Below are 17,995 nucleotides of genomic sequence, written 5' to 3' on the forward strand. Positions count from 1 at the left end.
GGGAAATGAACCCACCCGACACAAAAGCGGGTGGGTTTGTCATTGTCATTCCGCCGCCCCTTTCTTGCTTAGGAGGGTCAACTGGTCGGGACGGTCGGGAAACCAATAGGCGTCGCTGTCAAGATACACGCATCTGTCACCGTTCCAAGGCTTCCTGAAAGCTAATACCTCTTGAGGGCCGAATACTACTCCATAATCGTTTGTAAATGCCACTATGTCGCCTACGGTCAAATCGTCCTCCGTATCCATGACTTCGGAAAGGCGATTGTAAAACTCCATACCTTCGGCCTCGCGTTCCGCTTTCCAGCGCAAAAAATCCTCTTTGTGACTTCTGCCCGTACTTATCGGTGATAATTCCGAAGGCAAAACCTCCGCTTCCGAAGTACCGGACGAAATCAGAATAATGCTGTCGTCTTCCACGTTTTCCGGTGCAGAAATCACTCGGTAAGCCCCGTCGGATAAACCGTTGTCCGGGTCATGCCAATAAAGCAGATTCCCGGTCTTGATAAAATCGTATTTTCCCATTGTCTTGTGAGTTATTGATTATTTATTTCCCTTTTTTCGATTCCTTTCCTTCGGAATCGCTTCGAGGTTTTACAGATGCAATGCACGGTTGTCGGCACGGCTTCATACGACGGCTCTTCTTGCCAATTACGCTTCACTTGGGAAGGAAGAATTTGCAAGAAGTGTACTTCAAGCCGGCGAATCAAGCGCGACGTCCGACTTTCGCATCGGATAAAACCCGTGCGGTGAGGGACGGAAAAGCCGGATGGGAAGAACAGGCGGTTCATACCGCTACAAAAGGGAAAGAATGCAATTATAAAAGGAAACGGGCGGTGGTGGGGTATTCGGGAGGCTGACTATAAAAGGACGAAAGCGGGCGATAAAGACAAAGGAGATAGCGCACCGCCTGTGTTATCGGTACGCTATCTTGTACATTCAATTTTCGGAACCCGAAGCTTTTCATTTTGAGGAACAACCCTTTTTAAAGACCTTCCTCTCCGAATAGCTCGATGTTCGCTTTTTGGAAAATTTGCGGGTTATGCTGATAAAGAAGCGGCAAGTTCAGCATAGCCATCGGATATTCTACGAATCCGCTTCTGCGTTTGTAGCCGGAATCGGTCGCCAGTCCGTTTTTCACCAAGAACTCCATTGCTTCGGGGTAATGATTGACGTCGATAAATGTACGGTCCGGCAGACCGAGTGCATCCATTTCCTCCAAATTGACGGAAAGCACGATATATTCGTCTTCATCTTCCACCATTACCAAGGTGAGAGCCAACCAACCATTGCGGTAAAACTCTGGTACAAAATAATACTTTTCGCCTCTGAACTCGTATTCTTTCTGCCTGAAAGAGCTGTCCGGCTCTACGATTTCAAATTCATCTTCACCTGCGGTAAAGGTAATCATGGGATTACTGGCATCTACATACGCTTCACCTGCTTTGTAGCACAAATACTCTCTGTTTTCGGAACGCACGATAGCAAATTGAATTTCCATAAAATTTTAACATTAATCAGTTGAACAATCTGTTTATTTTTTCCCTCCTTTCGGAAGCCTTCAGGCTTCTCCCGTCGGGATTTGATTTTTACGTGCATCAAAGATTGCCTTTCAGGGAGAAACAGGCAAGGAATTTGGGCAGAATTTTATAGCTGCGGTATTGAGCGTCCGCGAAATATGGACGATTGAAAATCGGGAAAGCTGCTGAAAAATTGTGTTCAAATAGCGTAGCGGTACTTGAATGTTCCTCCAAGGCAATACCTTTGCACCGGAAAAAGCATGTCCCGACGGGCAGAGCCGTTGGCGAAGGGATTTCCATACAAAAGGAAAACGAAGGGGTAAAAAGGGAGATCTGCCGGCGGCAGTGCTAAAAAAGACAGCCGCTCCTGCGGCTATCTCCCTGTAGCGTTGCGCTATTTTTTCCCGGCCTTGCTATCCGGCTTGTCTTTCCGTTTCTTCGGAGAAAACAATCCGTTGAAACAAACCGTCGTGGCAAAGGTACGTGCCTGTGTCGCATTGCACAATCCTGCTCCGGGCATTGTTGCACCGTTGTAATGTTTGCAGTCCTTACATTTCATCATTACCTCTTTTTAGAAACCAGCAGGGCGGATTTCTCCGTCCTGCTATTGAATTATGGTCAAGCAGCAACCTCTTCGGTTTGCGTATGTTCTTCGGGTTGTACCTCTGCCGTGGGTTGTGTATTTTCCGCCTCGGCGGCTTCTTCGGGCTTCGTCTGCCGTTCCTTTGCCAACAAGGCGGCTTTGCGTTCCTCGATACGTTTATGGCGTTTCTCATACACCTCATTATATCCACTTTCAATTTCGGCGAGCGTGTCGGGCATGTGCTTACGGGCAAAATCAAGCAAGAGGGTGGCAGCAGCGTTATTGCCGTATGCGCCTTTGAAGTTGTCTATCAAGAAATCCCTGCGGATAACGGCTTTCTGCTTGGCTGTTAGGTTGGCGATGATGTTCATTTTTTCTTCGTCCTCAAGGTGTTGGTAGGCTTTTTTCTCCCCGATACCGAATACCCCGAAGTGTTCCCTGCGGAGAGACGACAGCAGGAAGAAATATATCATCTTTTCTTCGTCCTGCGTGAATTTGCTTTCAGACGTATCAACGTCCAAAATCTGTTTCTGATAAAGGCGCACGTATGGGGCGGCTATATCGTGAACAAAATCAAGGAACTGACGAAATGAAAGAGTTACGTTCGATAACGGAATAAACTAATACGCGAGAAACATGGCTGCTACTGTCATCTGGCAGTAATAGCGGACTATCAGCCGCTCAAACCATTCAAGTCGCACGGAATAAAAGTCGCTCTCTACGGGCAAGTACCTCTATCTTTTACGATATACGGATCTGTTCGGTGATGATGAACAATAGAATCTCATTTTTTACATCATTTATTATAACTGATTTGTGTTCATTGAATTATCCCGCTATTTTTGCAAACATAATTCTTGCTTTCCAGAAAAGCCAAGAATATAGGGACAAGTATTTTTTAGTCGTTGCATTAAAAACATTATAATTTATGAAGAAAATCGTATTGACTTGTGTCCTCGTTTTTTCAGCCTGCTGTGTGACCCTGTTTGCACAAGAGGACAAAAAAGAAAAGGAAAAAGTGAAAATAGAATGCTGTTGCGAAGACTGTACCTGCCGCGAGTGTAAATGCGATACAAACTGCTCGGAATGCAAAAGTTGCCGCAAAAATGAAGAATGCAAAAGCTGTGTAGATTGTGAACATGAAGGTCGTTGCTGCGATTATCATCGTCATCACAAGAAACACAGAAGAGGCGGATGTTGCAGGGGATGTTAAACAATCGCCGTTCCAAATTATAAAAAGTGAGGTTATGTCAGGGTTTGACACAACCTCATTTTTTATGCGCAAAGAGACAACGTCCCCTTCCAGTCCTGCGTGAAAATAAGCAGGGCATTCTACCGTATGCCATCACATTTTGGGCAGAACCGGGTATGCTTAATCTTCAAGAGACTTTCTTAAAACAAGTTTTATTGCTTGTTTCCTTTTCTCACCCTATATCCTGTCCACAGACACCATACACATCCTCCTCCCACGAGAAAGATAAACACGTAAAAAGCCATTTTTTTACCATTCCCGTGAAATGATTAATGATTAACAAAAACAAACGGAATCATCTGTGTTTTCCACCCGCAGGACTTAATGCGGGGGCCTCTCTGGATTCGGCCAGTGCCGCCACGCACTCTTCGCATATGGACTTGATGTAATCCAGTACCATTAACGGATCGACGCTTTTGCCGTCGAGCTTGCAGGAAATATGCAGGTGTTCACCGGTGCTGCGTCCTGTAGAACCGGTAATGCCGACGACATCCCTCGGCCGGATAGCCGCTCCTTTCCGGGTAAGGATACGTGATAGGTGGCAATAGCTGACCGTGTAGTCTCCATGCCGTAAGGTCACATACTTGCCGGAGGATTTGTCCTGCCCGACTTTCACTACCACTCCCGCCATCATGGCCATTACCTCGTCGCCCCTCGCATGGAGGTCGATTCCGTTGTGAAACTTTCTTTTTCCGGTAAAAGGGTCTTTCCGATACCCATAAAGCGAGTTGATTTTCATCCGGCGCAGCGGATAGCTTACGCTAAGATAACGTTCTATCCATACGTGCTTGCAAGTGTCGGCGGACAATGCCGGAGCACCGACTCCTGCCGGCGGTAAAGTGTCTTGGACGGAAAGCGTGTATCCGGGCAAGGTTACCGCATTATCCCTACCGGCAGAAACGACTTCAACCCTGTATCGGAACGGCACGGTCGAAACCGTATTGAATTGTGCTTGAACGGGGCCTGCGACACTTGCAGCACCCGCCATCAAAAACAGTAGTTTCTTTCTCATGCGGCAAATATAACCAGCTCTGCCCAAGATGTCCCGTTTCCACGACCTTTTTCGACCAAAGTACAACAAAAAAAGCATTCAGAGTATGAATTTATGCATAAAATCATACTTTGAACATAAAAATAAACACTCTTAATACACTAATATTATTCTATTATATACAGCGAAATGAAAAGAATCTATCTTTGCAAAGTATAATTCAAAATACAAAATCAATTATGAATACAGTACGATTTGAACTAATTGAATTGCCCTATCCGACACTGGCCCGCTTCGGGCTTACACAGGAGATGATCGAGGACTTGCCGATGCGTGTCCTTGATGAGATTTGCGACGGTCGGCACTCTCCCGTGCTTCCGGTCCGTGTCCGTGACGAGAAGGGAGAACTGATAGAGAGCCGCAGTCGCTTCGCCCTTGTCCGCAGGGACGACGGCCGGCCGGACGTGGTGTTCTATCCCGTCCTGGAATCCTCGCCGCTGGAACGCTATGACGAGGCGCAACAGAAACAGCTTCTTGACGGCAAAGCCATCATTGCGGACGTGGAGACAGCGGACGGGCGGCACAGCAAGGCATTCGTGCAGATAGACGAGGGAACGAAGCAAGTGATGTATGTCCCCACGCCGATTATCGGGCGCAACCTGCAAGTGCTGGCCGAAATAATGCATCTCGGTCCGGTAGAGGTAAACGGAATGCAGAACGGCGAACCGCTGACGCTGGTCGTAGACGACGAACCCGTCACAGTGGGTATCGACCTGCACGACAAGACCGGCATCCGCTTCTGTTCGGGCGACAGCCAAAAATGGAAAGAACAACCCAAACGCGAGTGGGACAAATACACTTTCGGCGTGTACGGCTGCTGGGTGATGGACGACGACGGCAATCTCGGCTACGTTCCCGAAGAGGAATATACCGAGGAACTGTGGAACGAACAGAAGAAAAGCGCCGAGCGCAACCGTGCGGCGGGACTTCACAAATAACATCTTAACATTCATCAAATATGGCAGAACACCAATATTATCCCGAAGAGGTACTTATCGAGAAGATGGAGCGCGGCCAGTACGGCTGGCTCGACTATGTGAATCATTTCTCACCCGAATGGCAGGAGGAATATACCCGCTATTGCAAGGAGCGCGGTCTCATGGTGGGCAATGAATCGGCCGCCGAGTTCGTCCACTACAAGGACGAGCAACTGGAAGCGGCGATGGAGAGCGGAGACGCATAACGGAAAACCTTTTTAACAACGGATTATGGCGATACGAAAGAATACCAACCCCCGAATGATGGACCTGCAACCCGAAATGCAGGACATATTGAGGCGTAACGGTATGCAGGCCCACGTGGTCAGTAACGGCACGGGCTACCGGCTCGTGGTGCAGGGCCACGATTCGCCGCTGCTGACCTACGACCTTACCGAGCGTCAGATGTTGGCCCTGACGGACTGGGGGACAAACTCGGCCAACAAGAAAGCCTACAACGTGTTCACGAGCATTGTAGGGAAAGACTTTTATATGCCCAAGAACTTCGTCCATGCCCGTAACGCCAACGGCCGTGTCGCTATGGGACTGCACGGCTATCGTATCGGTATGGGCGAATACGGACGTGTGGGACGGCTGGGTATGCCGCCTCCGTTCCTCGGTTGGACGCCACGCCACCAATGGGGTTTCCATCTGCGGCGGGTCGGCGGACAACTGTTCTATCCGGGACCACCCATTGTCCCTGAACGGTGGGACGGGCGCATGAAGCCGGGCGAATTGCAATCGGGCGGCTACGGATTTTATTACAAGTACAAGGACGGACAACCTATACAGTCCGCACGACAGACTGATGTCCTGCAGGACTTGCAAACGGTCATCACGCCGATAGTCAGCCGTCCGCGCAGCACGGAACCGGCTCGTACCTACAAGGAGTTGATTGCTTCTCCGGTTTATTTTTCCAACGAGAAATGGCAGGAGTGTCTTGCCTCCCACGGTCTTATCGTCGATAAGGAGGCACGGACCCTGACCGTACAGTCCGAAAAGGTGGCCGCCGATATGGTCTATGACCTGACGGAAGAAGAAACGGCCGTCCTGACCTCCAACTCCATCGAGGAACAACCTGTCGAGAAACGACTGGAAGTCCTGAACGGGGTAATCAGGGCGGATTTCGCCGACAAGGTAACAATGGCGGATCTCGACAGCGAGCGGCGTATCACCCTCGGCTTGCACCCCGAAGTGCAGGAGGAACTGACGCAACGCCAGCAACAGGAGCAGGAAATCCTCTCCCCTCTGGAAAACCAGCTCCGGCAGGAGATGCCGTATGGCGCAACCGCTTCCGTCGATGGACGGGATATTTCCGTGCTCGACGAGCGCAAGGGCTGGTACCGGGAAGAACGGCACGGCAGAGAGATCGAGGTCGGCGAAATAGCCGTACATCCATCCCCCATAGAGGGTAAGTACAAAATGACGGCCGTCATCGACGGGCAAGTCATCAGCCATGAGATCAGCCAGAAGGATTACGATAAATTCCTTGCGGTCGATGACTACCATCGCATGAAAATCTTTTCGAAGATATTCAGCGAGGTGGACATGAAGATGCGGCCGGAAGCACAGCGCGGTCTCGGCGTGAAAATTTTCGCCGCCCTCACAGCGGGAACGGTCATCACGGCGGGCGTCGTCCACGGCTTGCGGCATCATCATCACGGTCCGGAGTTCTACGGCGAGCGTTTCGGTGGCCCGCCACACCCGTATTTCAAACCCGGTGTCGATACGCCGAGAGACGTGGCCATACGCAATTTCGAGGCACAGATGAATCAGGATATTAACGATATGAGAAGAGGGAGATAAAGACAACCATGAGAGAAGGAGACCTTACCTACGACGACTTCCTGCAAAGGCTGAACATTCAGGACGTGCTGATTGATGCGGGCTACCACCTGAACCGGCGCGACGGCCTGCGCTATCCCTCGTATGTCCGTATAGACAGCGAAGGACGACGTATCCGCGGCGACAAGTTCATCGTGACGCAACAGGGAAAATGCTGCTTCCAAGCCCAACAGCAGAAAGTCTATAACATCATCTCGTTCATCAAGGAGCACCCGCAGTTTTTCGCTGAATATCGTGCGGGCATGTCTCCCGACCGGCTGGTGAACCTCGTGTGCAACCGGCTGCTGAACCATCCCATCGAGGACCGGACAACGCGGATTATCCAGCCCAAGCGGGACATCCGCCCGTTCGACATCGCGGACTACGACATCCACAAGTTCAACCCGCAGGACCGGGAGACACAGAAGAAGTTCTATCCTTATTTCAAGAGCCGGGGTATCGACCTCTACACGCAATATGCTTTCCACCGCCACTTCTGTCTGGCGACGAAACATCGTGAGGACGGTGCGGCCTACACCAATCTCGCTTTTCCGCTGACCTTGCCCAAAGGCGACGGTACGGTCGTGGGCTTCGAGGAACGGGGACGTGCAAGAATGGACGGAAGCGGCAGCTACAAAGGCAAGGCCGAGGGCAGCAATTCGAGCGAGGGGCTGTGGATTGCCAGCCCTGCCAAGACCCCACTTGCGGAAGCCAAGCGTATCTACTGGTTCGAGAGTGCCTACGATGCGATGGCTTATTACCAGCTTAACCAAAAATGGAACAAGGAACTGCGAAAGGAAGTGTTCGTCTCTACCGGTGGGGCACCGAGTCAGCAGCAGTTCAAAGCCATGATAGAGGCTGCTCCACGCGCTTACCACCATCTCTGCTTCGACCGGGACCGTGCCGGACAGATCTTCGCCATCAACTTCGCGCTCACCCATGCGGGCAAGACATTCACCAGCAACGTGACGAAAGACGACAAACTGCTGGTCCGTATCAGTGGCGAGGAGAACCAGAACTACGAAGTAAAACTCGAACCCTTCGACTTTCACAGGATAATCGGCACGCTTTTACGTCCCAAAGAAATCTATCGGGAAGATGGTACGCTTGACTATCGGACAATCGGCGACGGATATTTACAGGAGATGAGCATGGTGTGCCAAGACGAGTACGAGATGGCTCTTGCCGAGGGTTCGGCCAGTGAGGAAACACTGGAGGGCATGAGACAAAATATCATGGCCATAGAAGATGCGATCCGTAATCTTCCCGCTCCCGGCGAGGACAGCACCGACCTTATCGTGTACGAGCCTGCTGAAAAAGGCTATAAGGACTGGAACGAACAGCTCTTGGCAAAGGCCAAGCTGCAAGAATCAGTTCACGAAGAGCCGGCCAGAAGAGAAGAACCCGAACAGGAACGGCAAGCACGTTTCCACCGATGACAATGCGGCACACCCCACATGAAACAACAAAAGAGAAGACAATGAATGACAAAGAACTGACACATGACGATTTTTTGCAAAGGATCGACATCCGGGATGTACTGCTCGATGCCGGTTATCGCCAGAACCGACGCTTCGGTTTGCGTCTCTCTTCGTTTATCCGTACGGACAGTGAGGGAAAGCGTATCCGGGGCGACAAGTTCGTCATCACACAGCATGGGAAGTGCTGTTGCCAGCCACCCCGGCAGAAGGAATACAACGTCGTTTCGTTCATCAAGGAGCACCCGCATCTTTTTGCAGAATACCATGAGGGCATAAATCCGGATCGGCTGGTGGAACTCGTATGCTACCGCCTGCTGCATTACCCTATTCCCGAACAGGAAACCCGCACAGGACAACCCCAGCGGGACACCCGACCGTTCGACATTGCGGACTACAACATTCAGAAGTTCGATCCGCAGGACAGGGGTATGCAGGAGAAGTTTGCACCCTATTTCGAGAAAAGGGGTATCGACCTCTGTACGCAGCAAACCTTTTACCGGGACTTCTGTCTGGCGACCCGACACAGCGAGGACGGTCAGAGGCGCACTTGCCTCGCCTTTCCGATGACGTTACCCCAAGATACGGACAGAATCGTAGGCTTCGAGAAGCGAGGACACGCCTACACGGACGGTAACTCCAGCTACGACGACATGACCGAGGGCAACCATTCGGGGGAAGGTGTATGGATTGCCAGTCCTGCCCGGACAGCTCTTTCGGAAGCCAAGCATATCTACTGGTTCGAGAGTGCCAGCGAGGCGATGGCCTACTACCAGCTTCATCAGGCGAAAAACCAAGAGCTGCGAAAGGCGGTCTTCGTCTCAACGGGCGGCGAACCTACCGAGAAACAGATGCGAGGCGTGCTTGAGCTTACGATCCCGGCCCGGCAGCATATCTGTTTCGACACCGGTCGGGAGGGGTGGAAGTTTGCCCAAACCCTGCAAAAGGAAATCTGCCGCACGATACGCTCCACCATTGAGGAGACACCGGAGAGGAAGCCATACCTCGATTCCATACCGGACGGCAATGATCTGGACGAAGGAGAATTTTATCTGTTGCCCAAAGGCGGCTTGCAAGAGAGCTGCATACGATTCGATGCCGAACGGGAAGAAGCCATGTTAATGAGTTCGAGCAGGTTGTGTGCTCCGGAAGATGTGCAGGACCAAATAGATACCATGAGGAAGTGTTACCGTGAGTTCCGCGAGAAATTACGGGATTTTCTCGGTATCGACAAGGAGCATGATGTCGCCATTTCCCGTGAAATGCCGGACTGTCGCTATACAGGCTGGAATGAACAATTGCTGGCAGAGCAACAGCAGGAATCGGTCCGTGAAGAGCCGGTCAGAGAGGAAGAACCTGAACAAGAACGACAAACACATTTTCGCCGATGACTATGCAGCATTCCATACAAGACGAGTGGAATATCCTTCTGCGGCCGCATACCGGGCAATTCGTCATCGACGAACTGCCGCTGATGTTCGTGTGTATGGCGGGGCTGGTGTACGGCGGCATGGAAGGTCTGCCGTTGAGCAGTATGGCGAGAGTCGTTTCCTTATTTCTGCTCCTCGTGTTGCTGTATCGCTTCATCTACCTGCGTCGGATACGTTACAGGGTCGGCGAAGAACAGCTTGTCAGCGAACACGGCATTTTCATACGCAGGGTGGACTACATGGAACTGTACCGTATCGTGGACTTTCAAGAACACCAGAGCCTCCTGCAACAGATTTGCGGGTTAAAGACGGTTCGCATTCTCTCGATGGACCGGAACACGCCAAGTCTCGACCTTATCGGCATCCGGCGCAGAAACGACATTGTGGCAATTATCCGTGAACGTGTGGAAATCAATAAACGAAAAAAGGGAATCTATGAGATTACGAATCATTAGTATATGGGTGTGTTTTGTATTTGCCAGTCTGCTTCCGCAACTGGCCAAGGCGCAGATTGCCGCCTCAAACCCGCTGGAATGGGCGGCGTTGGCCGAGGGCAATGAATTGATTAACGGCCAGATAGACAAACAAATCAAAGGACAGACGCAGACCGCCCTGATGCAAAACAGTATCGCAGCAGAGTTCAACCGCATACACGAGTGGGAGAAACAGTACAACAGCTACCTCAAGACGGCGAGCGGCTATGCCTCGTCGCTGAAAGCCTGCACGCACCTCTATAATGACGGTGTACGGATTTTCCTCACACTGGGAAAATTGGGCAAAGCGATACGGAACAATCCGCAGGGTATCGTCGCCAGCATGAACATGAACAACCTCTATATCGAGACGGCGACGGAACTGGTCTCCGTGTTCACGCTGCTGAACGATGCCGTGGCCAAAGGCGGAACGGAAAACATGCTCACGGGGGCGGAACGGAGCAAAACCCTGTGGGCTTTGAACGACCAGCTCGCGGCATTCAGCCGGAAACTGCATCTGCTCTATTTGAGCCTGCGCTATTATACCCTGAACGACGTGTGGAACAACATAACGGCGGGTATGATAGACCGCAGCAACGGCGAGGTGGCCCGTCTGGCCATGTCCCGCTGGCGCAGGGCGGCAGCCACCGCCCGTTGAAAAAAGGATAATAAAAAACGAAGAACGATGAAGCGGATAATCTCGATATGGATTCTGTTGCTGTGCGCCGGTATCTCGAAGGTACAGGCGCAGAACGATGCGACCCTTGCGGGAATGATTCTGGTTTATACCAACAAGGCCGAGAAGGAACTGAAAAACCAAGAGAAGGTCATGCTGATGCAAACCACAGGGCATGTGTGGACAAAAGAAGAAGTGGAAGGTACGACGGACTTGCAACGGGAGTTCAACAATTACCTGAACTCGTTTCGTTCGATTGTCTGCTATGCGGCGCAGATTTACGGTTTCTACCATGAAATATCGCAGCTTACGGACAACATGGGCGACTTCACCAAACAATTGAGCAGACATTCGACGGGTGCATTGGCTGTCGCCCTCTCCACGCGGCGCAACCAGATTTATCGGGAGATGATATTGAACAGCGTGGAGATTGTGAACGACATCCGCACGGCCTGCCTGTCGGACAACAAGATGACGGAAAGGGAACGTATGGAGATCGTGTTCGGCATACGCCCGAAACTCCGGTCGATGAACCGGACGCTGCAACGGCTGACCAAAGCCGTGAAATATACCACGATGGGCGACATCTGGCGAGAAATCGACGAGGGCGCACGCCCTGTCGCGGACAAGTACGACATCGTGAAAGCTGCCCAACGGCGATGGCGGCAAAATGGAAGAAATGTTAGACCCTAAAAAAGAATAAAAATATGGGAGCTTGGGATACGATATTGAAATACGGCGGAAAGGCCATGAAAGGCATGGGCAAGGCCGCCAATGCGACGGGAAAAAGTGCCGGTCATGCGGTACTGCATCCCTCGCAGACCCTTCGGGGAGCCGGGCAGGCGGTCAAAATGGCCACCACCGGAGCTGCCGTCGGCTATGTGGGCTGGGAAAAACTGACCACCGACAAAAGTGTCGCACGGATCGTCAGTGAGGCCGTAGTCGGCAAATCCGCCACGAATGCCCTTGCAGGTACGACCGAAGACATGAAGGAACTGAAAGACAAAGCCGGAGAGACGGTCTCTGCCATAGGCGAGGCTGTGGGAGGCACGGACTCGAAACTGAACGGGGTATCGAACTTCCTGCGGGAAGCCTCCGGCGGTGGGTTGTTCAACATGCTCAGCGGCTTTTTGCGAAACCTCGGAGGAGGCAATGTGTCGGGATTGAACATTGCAGGACTGATTGCGGCGGCGTACCTCGTGTTCGGACGTTCCGGCTGGCTGGGTAAAATCGCCGGTCTGTTTCTGGGCATGATGCTTATCGGTAACAATGCGGGCGTTGTCCGCACGGTTCCCTCGGAAACGGTATCGAGGACACAGACGCCGACACTCTCTCCGGAGGAACAAGCGCAAAGCGGAGGAATGAGAAGGTAGGAACACATAAAAAATATATATCACAATGAAATATACGGAAGAAATGATCCTGCACTCGGACAGCGGCTACTGTATGCCGTTCGAAGAGCCGCGGGGAAAAGACGTGGAACTGTCGCTCGGTTACGGTGAGCAGGTACACCCGACAACGGGAGAAAAGTTCTTTCATCACGGGATAGACTTCAAAGCGCGGTGCTACATGCTGTCGGCTGTGGCCAGCGGCATCGTGTCGGGCGTGGGAAACGACCCGGTACACGGCATTTGCCAGACAGTCCGTTACGGCGGGTACGAGGTGACATACGGTCATCTGTCGAATGTGTTCGCCCAATTCGGACAGCGGGTGAAAGCCGGACAAACGGTGGCTTTGAGCGGTGAACGGCTGCATATAGAAGTCAAATTCAAGGGTGAGGAACTGAACCCGATAGAGTTCCTGACCATGTTGTACGGCAACATCAAGGCTTTGCAGGAAGCCGGGGATAACGGCACGGCAGGTTTTTACGATGCGGAAACGGGAGTAAAAAACGACTACGAGAAGGACCAAAGGGAAATAGAAGAGCTGATGCTCCGCTTTCTGCCGCTTTACATGGAGGATTTGCAGCGGGGAACGTACACGGTGCCCGCACATACGGAACAGTCGCTACGCCACATCTTCACGATGGGAGCGATGAAAGAGTATTTCTACGAGCAGATGCCGAGCATAGCCAATCCCCTCGGACTGGGGCGCAAAGCCATGCCGCTTGCCTGCAAAGTTCAGAACCTGCTGATAGCGGATTTCCTGAACTACCTTGCCCTGCGGCATGAGGTGTACCTCTCCACAATGGGCGGCGAGGTAAAAAAAAACTTCATGACGAAGCTGTAGCGGGCTGCGGACTCATCGACCCGCTGGCGGAGCTGGACATCGACATCCAGAGCTTCGACATATCGAGGATTGTCTCCGTCTATCCCGACCGAGCCGGAGTCCGCTGGTGGACGAAAGCATGGTTCAACAACCGGGAAGAAGGGGAAGCCTCGGTGGAAATCGAACGGGAACAGGCGGTACGCTTCATTCAAGACCGTATCGAAAAAGATGCATGGCTCGAAGAGTTCTTCCCCAAGCAAATGGAAGTGTACCACAACGCCATCGAACAAACGAAGGAACAACTGCTGAAACAGATAAACATGATATAGAAAGATATTGATTATATGGACGAAATCAAACATAGCAGGAGGTTTGCGGAAATAGAGACCCTCATGGGCAGTTATTTCCGCCATCATCTCGTCCCCGTCATGACGCAGACGCAAACCTACCTGACCGAGAAGCAGGGCGAGGAAATGAAGGAGTATTCGACTTCCATAAACGGCATACTCGGCATGATGGCGTCGGCGGGCCAACCGCTCTCCGACCCGTACCAAACACTCAAGGTAACGGGAGAATGGAACTCCAAGACAACCGAAGACTACATCGGGATGTGCAAGGAACGGATTCTCTCGTCGGAGGAAATACAGCACGATCTCGCCTACATGGCCGGCGAGTGGCGCAATGCCGTCGTGCAGGAAGTCGGACGCGAGCGTTACGATGAACTGTCGCAGGAATTGGGCTGTGACCTCGCCTACGCTTTCGTGGACTACCGCATGGAGCAACTGATGATAGATCATCTGGTGAAGGAACGTATGCCCAAATCCTCGGCGGACTACATCATCCGCAAAGCGGCTGAATCGAGCTTGTTGGGGTTGCCGCAGGCGTTGAGCCGCTCGCCGCTGGCCGAAGAGATAGAGAGGCGCGGAGAGGCCGCTTATCGTCCGAGCAAGTTTGAGAAAGGCGCAGGTTGGGTATTGGGGGCTTCAGCCGATACCGTCATGCTGGGCGGCGCAGGTTCGTGGGCGAGCTTCGCACGGTTCATCGGAGCGGATACAGCCATCTCGGCCGTTGCCGATCACTTCGGGGCAGAAGAGACACAGACGCTCTCCGCAGAGGAGTGTATCAGCAAGGGGGTGTTTGGCAGCGAGAAAAACGTTTTCGACACTTTCCGTAAGGAAGCAGCCTCAATTTCCTCCAAAGAAAACACACTCTTGGCCGAAGCCAACGGAGAGTTACAGAAAAAGATACCGATTATAACATTCGATTTTATGGATTGGTGGAAAACAGACAGTATAAATATGCCGTGGCGGGAAGAAACTGCCGGGGAAGAACGGAAGCGGACAGAACGGTATAAAGATGTGCCGATGGTGGTCGCTCCCGGACAGGAGGAAGCCTATCTGCAAGACTTGGAAAGAGGGAAAACCGAAACGGAACAAGCTGGTCAGGAATCCGAACAGAGGGAAAAAGAGGCGAAAGAAGTGCAGGCTTCCACAGTTTCCACCGAGAAAACGATACGGGAAGAGCCATCCGGACAAGAACCGCAGACCATACAGACCAACGAGAACGGTTGGGACGGGCTGACCCGTTTCCTCGGACTGGAAGGTTTCAGCGAAGTCATGAGTAATCCGGGCAGTGTGTTGGCCATGCTGCCAGACATGCTATTGGGTATATTCACAGGCAAGACGCAATCGCTGGGACTGAAAGAAAACCTGCTGCCGATAGCGAGTATCGTGGCGGGCATATTCGTCAAGAATCCGATGCTGAAGATGTTGCTTATCGGCTTGGGTGGTGCGAACCTGCTGAACAAGGCGGGGTACGAAGCATTGGGAAAAGAAAGGACGGAGAGAAACGGAAATGTGGCCACGACCGACAAAAAGGTGCAGTACAGACGCTATCCCGATGAGCCGCTCAATCCACGTATTGTGAATCCGGTACTGCAAGGCAATACCCTTATTGCCACGATAGACCACGTGCCCTGCACGGTGCAGCTTAATTCCACGGTGGCGGACGCCTACCGTGCCGGTGCCTTGCCGCTGAACACGCTGGCCAATGCCGTGCTCGCTCAAAGCGACCGTCTCCGTCAGATGGCTTCACAGAACTATGACAACGGACAACAGGAGACCATCGTGCGGACACGGGGCATCCAGTAATCCCATCTTGTAACCGACAAAAATTTTGGAATATGAAAGAGAAATCGCAGATAGAAAAGAATGCCGAGGAGCGACAGATAGAGTTGCTCTCCACAGCTTTGAACGAAGCATCGAACGCCGGAGGCCACTGGCTCAACGCCGCTGGCAAAGGTTTTCCAAAATTCTACCCGCGCGGTGTCGCCGTCAGCCCGTTCAACGGGTTGTTCATGGCCTTGCATTCAGACCGGAACGGGTGCAAGACCAACCTGTTTACCCTTTACAGCGATGCCAAGGCTCGCGGCACATCTGTCCGTGAGCACGAGCAGGGAGTTCCGTTCCTGTTCTACAACTGGAATAAGTACGTCCATCGCAACAATCCGGAGGACATCATCAGCCGGGACGCCTATCTGAAACTGGACGAGGAGGTGCAGAAACAGTACAAGGGCATACATAACCGGGAGATTCGCACACTTTTCAATATCGACCAAACGACACTACCTTACGTGGATAAGGAGGAATACGATATGGTATTGCTGAAAGACGGCAGTGCTGTGGAACGGGGATATTCCGAGGCCGACGAACGGCGATTGCATATCCGTTTCAACGACTTCCTGCTGAAAATGCGGGACAATCTCGTGCCCGTGCGTTCGGACGGAAGCGGAATGCCCCATTACGAGACAGACCGCGATGCGGTCTATATGCCGCGCCAACGGGATTTCGGACACTACAACGATTATGTACAGGAGGCACTGCGGCAAATCGTAAGTGCCACGGGACACCAGCAACGGCTGGCCCGTGAAGGCATGGTGATGAAAAACGGTATGGGTCCCTCGGAAGATGCCCTCAAACAGGAACGGCTAATCGTGGAGATGGCTTCGGGAATCAAAATGCTGGAATTGGGACTGCCCGCCCGTCTGTCCGACAAAAGCCTTGAACTGGTGGACTACTGGAACCGGGAACTCAAGGAGAACCCCAACCTGATGGACGCCCTCGAAAGCGACGTGAACAACGCCCTCGAAGTAATCCATAAGGCAGAACGGGGCGAGAAAATCGAATATGCCACGATGCGCAACCGCCGGCAGACCTCGGACATGCAGGAGCAGTTACCCAAGCATTTCTATGTAGCTGACGAGATCCGGAAACACCCGAACAAGGAGGATAAGACCATTGTCATCGTCATCGACCCGTCCTCGAAATCGGCGGATGTGATACTCCCTGCCGGTGCGTCGCCGGAAGTGGACAATGAAGTGCCGGGCATAAACAAGGCCCGTATCGGCAGGGCTTTGCGAAGGGAAGGGATCGAAAACGTGCGTTTCTTCAATCCTGACGGCGCATGGGGGTACAGGCCCGATGATACTTATTTCGCCCAAAAACAGGTGTCACTGGCCCGGCTGAAGAACTGGGCATTGGAGATGCTTTCCACACTGGACGTAACGCCTGCGGTCAAACGGGCGGACGAAATCGGCTTCGACCAAGTACAGATGATTCAGGACGACAAGAACCGCTGGGCGCTGTATCTGAAGCCCGAACATCAGAGCGGGTACAGTATCTATCCCGACAAGGACGACCTGAACCGCTTCTTCTCCACACTCAAACAGTCGATGGACAATATCGAAAATGTACGCATGGAGCTGGCGCACAAGTATTATACACTGGCGGAAACACAACCCGATCTGAAAGTGGACCTGTTCAGCAGCGGGGCGCAGGACATCGACCTGAACCGGATTCAGCGTGTGTCCGTGTTCAAGACCAAACAAGAAGGGACTCTGTGCGTGGCGACCATCGACGGAAAGAAATTACAACCCCGAAGCGTCACCCGGCAACAATGGCAACGCATGTGGGTGGCGGAGGACCGTGCCAAATACAAATGCCATCTGGCGGCCACGCTTTTCGCCGACGTACTGCGCAAAGGACAGACGCAGGAAGAGAGTGCCGGAAAGAAACAAGGAGAAGAAGATACCCAGCAGCAGGATAAAGACAAGAATCCTAAACAAACCGCCGGGGAAGCCCAGAAAACCGGTTCATCCCTAAAAGAGTTGTCCATAAAAGATATACCGGAACAACTGTATGACAAATACGAGAAAATCAAAGAGGAACAACCGGAAGCGGTCGTCCTTTTCAAACATGGGAACAACTATTATGCTTCCATGTATGATGCGGAGACCATTGCGAACGAACTGAACCTGCCTCCGAGCAAAGAACGCGTTCCGTATGATGCAAACAAAATCATATTGGTATTCGAGCATGACAATGAGGAAACAAGGCAGCAAATTCATGCGCTACGGGCATACGTGATGGATTGTGACGGTATGTCTAAGGCACAGCAAAACGGGTCTGCAGAAACAACCGACGAAGAGAACGAGAACGAACAACGTCCAACTATGAGGAGGTAGA

The 17,995-nt window shown here is 52.1% G+C and carries 18 protein-coding genes and 1 pseudogene; 14 read left to right on the top strand and 5 right to left on the bottom strand.

Features of this window, described 5'->3' with window-relative positions; genetic code table 11:
• Positions 1–45: 45 nt before the first annotated feature.
• On the bottom strand, positions 46–525 hold the full coding sequence (locus BACPLE_RS11815; protein ID WP_007562202.1) for a hypothetical protein: 480 nt from the start codon (positions 523–525) through the stop codon (positions 46–48).
• 137 nt (positions 526–662) lie between these two features.
• Here BACPLE_RS11815 and BACPLE_RS19325 point away from each other — a divergent pair, with 137 nt between their 5' ends.
• Positions 663–860 carry a hypothetical protein gene (locus BACPLE_RS19325; RefSeq protein WP_155268266.1) on the top strand — a complete coding sequence of 66 codons (198 nt, stop codon included), beginning with the start codon at positions 663–665 and terminating at the stop codon, positions 858–860.
• A 125-nt stretch (positions 861–985) separates the two neighbouring features.
• Here the strand turns inward: BACPLE_RS19325 and BACPLE_RS11825 are convergent, their stop codons facing one another.
• The 4 genes and pseudogenes from BACPLE_RS11825 to BACPLE_RS11840 form a co-directional block, all read right to left on the bottom strand.
• Positions 986–1,501: a DUF4313 domain-containing protein gene (locus BACPLE_RS11825; protein ID WP_007562204.1), complete on the bottom strand. Its 516-nt coding sequence runs from the start codon at positions 1,499–1,501 to the stop codon at positions 986–988.
• Between the two features lie 413 nt (positions 1,502–1,914).
• The gene (locus tag BACPLE_RS19465; protein ID WP_004289359.1) at positions 1,915–2,082 is read right to left on the bottom strand and encodes a hypothetical protein; all 168 of its coding nucleotides are present in this window, start codon (positions 2,080–2,082) and stop codon (positions 1,915–1,917) included.
• Positions 2,083–2,138: 56 nt separating this feature from the next.
• A pseudogene (locus BACPLE_RS11830) lies at positions 2,139–2,636 on the bottom strand (ParB/RepB/Spo0J family partition protein); the annotation flags it as partial.
• 1,014 nt (positions 2,637–3,650) lie between these two features.
• Positions 3,651–4,445 (bottom strand): M23 family metallopeptidase, encoded by a 795-nt coding sequence (locus BACPLE_RS11840; protein WP_007562211.1) that lies wholly within the window; start codon positions 4,443–4,445, stop codon positions 3,651–3,653.
• Positions 4,446–4,585: 140 nt separating this feature from the next.
• Between BACPLE_RS11840 and BACPLE_RS11845 the strand changes: the two genes are divergently transcribed.
• The 13 genes from BACPLE_RS11845 to BACPLE_RS11905 are packed head-to-tail and all read left to right on the top strand — an operon-like array spanning position 4,586 to position 17,994.
• Positions 4,586–5,344 (top strand): DUF4099 domain-containing protein, encoded by a 759-nt coding sequence (locus BACPLE_RS11845; RefSeq protein ID WP_007562212.1) that lies wholly within the window; start codon positions 4,586–4,588, stop codon positions 5,342–5,344.
• A 20-nt stretch (positions 5,345–5,364) separates the two neighbouring features.
• A complete protein-coding gene (locus tag BACPLE_RS11850) occupies positions 5,365–5,589 on the top strand; it encodes a hypothetical protein (RefSeq protein ID WP_007562213.1) in 225 nt (74 codons plus the stop codon).
• Between the two features lie 25 nt (positions 5,590–5,614).
• Positions 5,615–7,189 (top strand): hypothetical protein, encoded by a 1,575-nt coding sequence (locus BACPLE_RS11855; protein ID WP_007562214.1) that lies wholly within the window; start codon positions 5,615–5,617, stop codon positions 7,187–7,189.
• Between the two features lie 8 nt (positions 7,190–7,197).
• Positions 7,198–8,646, top strand: coding sequence for a toprim domain-containing protein (locus BACPLE_RS11860; RefSeq protein WP_007562215.1), 1,449 nt, complete (start codon positions 7,198–7,200; stop codon positions 8,644–8,646).
• A gap of 41 nt (positions 8,647–8,687) precedes the next feature.
• Entirely contained in the window at positions 8,688–10,076 is a 1,389-nt protein-coding gene (locus BACPLE_RS11865) for a toprim domain-containing protein (protein WP_185150571.1), read from the top strand.
• Complete coding sequence (locus BACPLE_RS11870; RefSeq protein ID WP_007562217.1) at positions 10,073–10,570, top strand: PH domain-containing protein; 498 nt, start codon at positions 10,073–10,075, stop codon at positions 10,568–10,570. Before BACPLE_RS11865 ends, BACPLE_RS11870 begins: the two co-directional genes overlap by 4 nt.
• On the top strand, positions 10,551–11,246 hold the full coding sequence (locus tag BACPLE_RS11875) for a hypothetical protein (RefSeq protein ID WP_007562218.1): 696 nt from the start codon (positions 10,551–10,553) through the stop codon (positions 11,244–11,246). The genes BACPLE_RS11870 and BACPLE_RS11875 overlap by 20 nt, the downstream gene beginning before the upstream one ends.
• A 27-nt stretch (positions 11,247–11,273) precedes the next feature.
• Entirely contained in the window at positions 11,274–11,957 is a 684-nt protein-coding gene (locus BACPLE_RS11880) for a hypothetical protein (protein ID WP_007219811.1), read from the top strand.
• Between the two features lie 14 nt (positions 11,958–11,971).
• Positions 11,972–12,637 (top strand): hypothetical protein, encoded by a 666-nt coding sequence (locus BACPLE_RS11885; RefSeq protein ID WP_007562219.1) that lies wholly within the window; start codon positions 11,972–11,974, stop codon positions 12,635–12,637.
• A 25-nt stretch (positions 12,638–12,662) separates the two neighbouring features.
• Entirely contained in the window at positions 12,663–13,493 is an 831-nt protein-coding gene (locus BACPLE_RS11890) for a M23 family metallopeptidase (RefSeq protein ID WP_007562222.1), read from the top strand.
• A 23-nt stretch (positions 13,494–13,516) separates the two neighbouring features.
• Positions 13,517–13,801, top strand: coding sequence for a hypothetical protein (locus tag BACPLE_RS11895; RefSeq protein ID WP_029429260.1), 285 nt, complete (start codon positions 13,517–13,519; stop codon positions 13,799–13,801).
• A 15-nt stretch (positions 13,802–13,816) separates the two neighbouring features.
• A complete protein-coding gene (locus tag BACPLE_RS11900) occupies positions 13,817–15,622 on the top strand; it encodes a hypothetical protein (protein WP_007562224.1) in 1,806 nt (601 codons plus the stop codon).
• Positions 15,623–15,654: 32 nt separating this feature from the next.
• The gene (locus BACPLE_RS11905) at positions 15,655–17,994 is read left to right on the top strand and encodes a zincin-like metallopeptidase domain-containing protein (RefSeq protein ID WP_007562226.1); all 2,340 of its coding nucleotides are present in this window, start codon (positions 15,655–15,657) and stop codon (positions 17,992–17,994) included.
• Position 17,995 lies beyond the last annotated feature (1 nt).

Source organism: Phocaeicola plebeius DSM 17135 (genome assembly GCF_000187895.1).
GTDB lineage: Bacteria > Bacteroidota > Bacteroidia > Bacteroidales > Bacteroidaceae > Phocaeicola > Phocaeicola plebeius.